At 35.8% G+C, this 6456-nt stretch carries 4 protein-coding genes; 1 reads left to right on the top strand and 3 read right to left on the bottom strand.

Features of this window, described 5'->3' with window-relative positions; genetic code table 11:
• Positions 1–3087 (top strand): pyruvate carboxylase (locus ABZA26_RS04990; RefSeq protein ID WP_372713417.1); only part of this gene is annotated, 3087 nt, incomplete at its 5' end.
• 121 nt (positions 3088–3208) lie between these two features.
• Here the strand turns inward: ABZA26_RS04990 and ABZA26_RS04985 are convergent.
• From ABZA26_RS04985 to ABZA26_RS04975, 3 genes are all read right to left on the bottom strand, one after another.
• Entirely contained in the window at positions 3209–4396 is a 1188-nt protein-coding gene (locus tag ABZA26_RS04985; protein WP_372713416.1) for an iron-containing alcohol dehydrogenase, read from the bottom strand.
• 353 nt (positions 4397–4749) lie between these two features.
• Positions 4750–5865, bottom strand: coding sequence for an outer membrane beta-barrel protein (locus ABZA26_RS04980; protein WP_372713415.1), 1116 nt, complete (start codon positions 5863–5865; stop codon positions 4750–4752).
• A 171-nt stretch (positions 5866–6036) separates the two neighbouring features.
• Positions 6037–6456, bottom strand: a 420-nt coding sequence (locus ABZA26_RS04975; protein WP_372713414.1) for a hypothetical protein, incomplete at its 5' end; no start/stop codon positions are given.

Raw genomic sequence — 6456 nt, 5'->3', positions numbered from 1 at the left:
GGAGATAAGATAAAGTCTAAAATCGTCGCCGCTAAAGTGGGAGTACCGACTATCCCAGGTGTGGATAAACCTATAAAATCAGAAGAGGATCTGCTTTCTTTTTCAGAAAGCTGTGGTTATCCTATAATGCTGAAAGCTGCTGCAGGAGGCGGAGGCCGTGGGATGCGTATTGTAAGAAATCATTCTGAAGTTATTGACTCTTACAGAAGTGCCAGAAATGAAGCTATGAAAGCCTTTGGAATAGATGATATATTTGTGGAAAAGTATGTAGAGGAACCTAAGCATATAGAGGTTCAGATAATAGGGGATAAATTCGGAAACATAGTTCATCTTTATGAGAGAGACTGCTCTGTGCAAAGAAGACATCAGAAAGTTGTAGAGATAACACCTGCTCTTACTCTTTCAGATGAAAAAAGAAAAGTCATATGTGAAGATGCACTTAAAATAGCAAGCTCTGTAAATTACAGGAATGCAGGTACTCTTGAATTCCTGGTGGATAAAGACGAAAATCATTACTTCATAGAGATGAATCCAAGGGTACAGGTAGAGCACACTATCAGTGAGATGGTAACGGGAATAGATATTGTCCAGAGCCAGATACTTGTAGCAGAGGGATACAGCCTGGATTCTAAAGAGATAGGGATACCTTCTCAGGAGAGTATAGAGGCAAAGGGGTACTCTATTCAATGCAGAATAACTACGGAAGATCCTGTAAATAACTTTGCACCAGATACAGGTAAGATAGATGTCTACAGGACAAGTTCCGGATTTGGAATCCGTCTTGACGGAGGAAATGGTTACTCTGGAGCTGTAATAAGCCCATATTACGACAGCCTGTTGGTAAAGATAATTTCCCATGGAAGAACTTTTGAGGATGCCAGAAGAAAGGCACTTCGTTCTATCAAGGAAACGAAGGTTACCGGGGTAAAAACTAACGTTGATTTCCTGATAAATGTTTTGAATCACCCTGTATTTGCAAAGGGAGAGTGTAATACAAGCTTTATTGAAAAACACAGTGAATTATTTGAAAATTCAGTAAAACATGACTTTGAAGGAAATGTAATAAAATTCATAGCTGAAAAGGTAGTGAATGAAACTCACGGTGCAGAGAAAGATTTTGATGTTCCTGTGGTTCCTGGAGCTAAAAAACCAGAAAAATTATACGGAACTAAACAGATTCTTGAGGAAAAAGGTCCTGATGGTGTAGTTGCTTGGATCAAGAGCCAGAATAAACTGCTTCTTACAGATACAACTATGAGAGATGCACACCAGACTCTGATGGCTACCCGTGTAAGAACAACAGATATGACGAAAATAGCCCGTGACACTTCCATCCTGGCAAAGGATCTTTTCTCAATAGGTTGTTGGGGAGGAGCTACATTTGACGTATCCTATAGATTCTTGAAAGAATCTCCATGGGAGAGACTGAGAGAGATAAGAAAGAGAGTGCCAAACGTACTTCTTCAGATGCTGATCAGAGGTTCTAATGCTGTAGGATATAAAAACTATCCTGACAATGTAATCCAGGAGTTTATAAAACAGGCTTCAGATAATGGAGTAGATCTTTTCAGAATATTTGACTCTCTGAACTGGGTAAAAGGTATGGAGCTTTCTATCCAAGAGGTAATAAAAAACGGAAAAATTGCTGAAGCATGTATATGCTATACAGGAGATATATTAGACAGTAAAAAAACTAAGTACAATCTACAGTATTATATAGACAAGGCTAAGGAGATAGAGAAAACAGGGGCGCACATTTTGGGAATAAAAGATATGTCTGCTCTTTTGAAACCTTATGCAGCCTTTAAGCTTGTGAAGGCTCTAAAGGAAAATATCTCTATACCTATCCACCTGCATACTCATGATACTACAGGAAACGGAGTGGCTACCTGTCTAATGGCGGCAGAAGCCGGAGTGGATATAATCGATACTGCCTTTGATGCAATGTCTGGACTTACAAGCCAGCCGTCTCTAAATTCGATAGTTGCAGCTCTTGAGAATACAGACAGAGATACAGGAATGAACCTTGATGATGTACAGCAGATTTCAGACTACTGGAATGCAGTAAGACCTGTATATGCCCAGTTTGAATCTGGCCTTAAGTCCGGATCTACAGAAATATACAAGTATGAAATACCGGGAGGACAGTATTCAAACTTGAAACCTCAGATAGAGAGTTTTGGACTAGGTCACAGATTCAATGAAATAAAAGAGATGTACGGAAAAGTAAATGTTATGCTAGGGGATATTGTAAAGGTAACGCCGTCTTCAAAAATGGTAGGAGACCTTGGTATATTCATGGTTAAGAATGATATGACTCCGGAAAATTTCCTGGATAAAGGTAAGGATATGGCATTCCCGGATTCAGTAGTGGCTTATTTTAAAGGTATGATGGGACAGCCTGACGGAGGGTTCCCTGAGGATATTCAGAAGATCGTATTGAAGGGTGAAAAGGCTATTACATGCAGACCTGGAGAGCTTCTGCCTCCTGAAGATTTTGATGCTATTATGAAAAATCTAAGTGCTAAACACGGAATAGAGGCAAACATGGAAGATGCAATAAGTTATGCTCTTTATCCTGATGTGTTTGATTCATATTTGGAATACTTGAAAGAATACGGAGACTTCAGTTCTATAGGAAGTGATATCTACTTCCACGGTCTTGCAGAGGGAGAAACTTGCGAGGTCAAGATGGGAGAGGGAGAAGCTCTGGTTATAACTCTTCTTCAACTGTCTAAAATAGATTCTGAAGGTTACAGAACTGTGACTTTTGAATTAAACGGAAACAGAACAGAAGTAAGGGTAAAGGATAAATCTCAGAGGGTAGCTTCGAATGATGACTCTGAAGTCAAAATGGCTGATCCTAAAAATGAAAGACATATAGGGTCTAGCATCCCTGGAACTGTAACGAAGGTTCTGGTAAAAGAGGGAGAAGAAGTAACAGAAAATCAAGTGGTAGTTATAATAGAAGCTATGAAAATGGAAACAAATATAACGGCTAAAAGTGCAGGAGTTATAAAGAAACTCTATGCTAAAGAAGGCCAGAGTGTAAAAACTGGACAACTACTTATAAAAATGGCTGAATAAAAGGAAGCCGGATCTGAAGATCCGGCTTTTTTAATCCGTTTCTGTGTAAGGAAGCTTTTTGATTAACTTTTCATAAAAAAGCAAAATGGAGTATCCTGACGGACACTCCATTTTTAAATTTCTATTTACACATTTCGTAAATTTTGATAATTTCTTCTTTGGTAACCGGTCTTGGACCTGTTGTGGTATTTGCTTTTGAACCTGGAAACATTCTTACTACATCATCGGCCATTTTTTCAAACTGATCAGATGGAATATTAACATCAGAAAGAGTTAGATAAGACTCAGTAGATTTTAGCCATTCAACAACCTTAACTGAAAGCAATTTAGCAGCTTTGAGATCATCCTGTTCTGTTACACCAAAACATCTTCTAGCTAATTTTGCCCATCTGTGAGGTAACACGTCAGCCATAAGCTCAAGGTAAGGAGGAATAACTATGGTCATACCTCTACCATGTGGTAGATCGTAAATAGCGCTCAAAGGCATCTCGATTGAATGCATTGGAATGGATCCTGTTCTGCCAAGAGCCTGAAGTCCGGACCAACCGAATATAGAGCACAGAGCTAATTGCCCTCTCACTTCAGTATCTGAGAGATTAGTAATGATTTTGTCAAAATTTTCTTTTAATGTAAGAATTATTCCTTCAGTTATTCTATCTGCAAAATCTGATTCTGAATGACTTGACAAATAATGTTCGATTAAATGAGAGAAAATATCTACACAGCTGTCTTTGGTGATACTCAAAGGAACAGAGGTCAGTAATTCCGGATCAACTATAGCTACTTTTGGAAATCTGTAAGGTGATCTTGAAAAACTTTTTTCGTTTGTTTCAGCATTTGTTAAGACTCCCCCTGCATTGCATTCTGATCCAGAAGCAGAAATAGTAGGAATGGAGATAATGGGATAGGCTCCTGTGTACTCTCTAGGCACTCTGTCTCCTAAGACTACATAGTCCCAGGCTTTTCCTCCGGAAAAACTAGTGGCGGCTATATACTTGGAACCGTCAATAACACTTCCTCCACCAAGTGCGATAACAAGGTCGCATTTTTCAGCCTTAAATTTATCTATAGCCTTATCTATGGTTTGAGCTCTTGGATTAGGCTCGATTCCTGTAAAGGTAACAAATTCAATTCCAGCTTCTTTTAACGAAGCTTCCACAGTATCGATAATTGAATCTAAAAAACCACCTCTAGCATAAGTTGCGATCATAGCTTTTTTACCATAAGCTTTTGCTATTTCACCAACTTCGTTTACTTTACCAGGTCCGTAATTAATCTTTGTAGGAAAATTCCATTCAAAATTGTTCATTTTTGTTTGTTTTATATAGATGAATATTAAATTGTCTTATAGAAAATATTTTAATAAAATAAGAATTGCTGTAGATTTTGTTCGATGATTTTTGATTTCACAGCAAAGGGGGGAAGTGAAAATAATCGATAGCTAATTCTTTCTTGGTATGCAAAAATACACATCATTTGATAAAATGTATAATAATTGAGCTATTTTTTTATTGATATTAAAATTTAGATGGCAGATGGGATATTGATTTTTTAGATATAATGTGTGTAAAAGTGTTCACTATAAAAAAGAACAGGCAAATGAAGTATTTTTCATTTGCCTGTTCTTTTTATTAAAATCTGCGTTTTGCTTGGTTTAAAATTTTATTCTTGTTTTACTTTACATTGTGCTATCCAAATGTCTGGATAGTTAGGTCTTAGTTTTCTAACTTGCTCCATTGATGTTTCAATGTTGCTGTCGGTATAAGTAATTACACGATACATGCCTTCTTTATTTTCAACAACAATTCCTTCAGAACCATTGTTTTTCAATTTGTTAGAAAAATTTATTGCATTGTCTTTTTTGGCAAAACTACCAACCACCAAACTATATTCTTTTAAGTTTTTATTACAACTTTCTGTTTTATATCGTTCAGCTTTAACTGTAATTGGTTTCTCATTTACGATAGGTTTAACTTCAGGTTCTACTAATGGTATCTTTTTAGTTGGAACTTCTACTTTAATAGTATCTATTTTTTTAACTTCTGCAACTACATCTGGTTCTAATGGAATTACAGCTTCTTCTTCTTCTTCTTTAACAACTTGAGGAGCAATGAATGTTTCTTGAGGTTTGTTTGAAGGAAGGTTATTGTATGTGCATTTTTCTATTTTTTTATTGCGCATATGCATTCCAGAACCAATCTTATAGCGAAGATTCAAGTTTACGGTGTAGAAGTTTTTGTTGTCTGTTTGATAAGGTTTCGGATTGAATTGGCTATTTGTGTTTGAGAAATATTGAGGTTCAATACCGATTGCAATATTTTTATTAATACTATACTCAAAATTCATCCCTAAAACATTAACTAGGTTTACTACATCTCCTGTAGATTCAATAATTAGAGGGTCAGTAGATTCAAAATCACCTATTCCAGCTCCTAAGCCAACTGTGAAATAAGTATTGACGTTTTTCCAAAATCCACTTCTATAAGGAACAGTTAAGTTAGATAAATTTAATGAAGTAAAAACTGTCGTTTGATGAATATTAGAAGTGAAGTTTTTCCAATCATGGTCATTGTTTAGGTATAGATACTCTGCCCCAATTCCTATAGTAGGACTTATTGTATATTCAATTGCACCACCTGCTTCATAGTTAATATCTCTGTCTGTTGAGCTTTTATAAAGTCCACTAATAGTATTTACACCTCCTTTTGCTTGTATTGACCAATGATTGTAAGTCTCTTGAGCAAATGTACTTCCAGTTGGTAATGCAATTGCAAGCATGAATAACATGAATTTTTGTTTCATTTTTTTATCTTTTTTGTGAGCGATTGTAAAAATATAATTGGTAAGAATTCACAAATATAATAATTTATCTTATATAATGTTTTTTTTCTTGAAAATATGCCTTTAAAAATGGGGCTTTCAGGCTTTTTTAAAATTCAATCAATCGAATTATTTGCTTTTTAGCCAGCCAAACATAGTTTTAAAAGCCATTTCTCTACTTTTATTTCTTGATAGGAAAACATCGTGTTTAGCATCCTTAATTTTTTCTGTGTTCATTAGGTTTTCATTGCATAATTTTATTGATAGCATATCTTTTATATTGAGAACTATATCTGCAATTTGAGCATCCTCATTTTCTTCTTTAGCGATAAATGATTTGTCAGAATGTATCAGTAATATTGGAACCTTAATGTCCGAATTTTTTTTTAGTTCTTTTTGCGCTTTATCAATTGCAGTTAATACACAGTTTCCATGGCCGGCTTCTCTCCATATGAAACCGTGATAGTTCTTGAGATCTTCGCTCCATTTTGAATCATCAATGGTACCCTCTTTTTCTGTTGCTTTGTAGATTTTATCATCAGAGGTAGT

It is taken from the genome of Ilyobacter sp. (assembly GCF_041583315.1).
Taxonomy (GTDB): domain Bacteria; phylum Fusobacteriota; class Fusobacteriia; order Fusobacteriales; family Fusobacteriaceae; genus Ilyobacter.
The sequence above is the reverse complement of the archived record's forward strand: the minus strand, read 5'-3'. Positions and strand labels throughout refer to the sequence as shown.

Coding starts and splice junctions, on each gene's coding strand:
- ABZA26_RS04980 (WP_372713415.1), bottom strand. CDS start 5,865: ATGCTTGCAATTGCATTACCAACTGGAAGTACATTTGCTCAAGAGACT.
- ABZA26_RS04985 (WP_372713416.1), bottom strand. CDS start 4,396: ATGAACAATTTTGAATGGAATTTTCCTACAAAGATTAATTACGGACCT.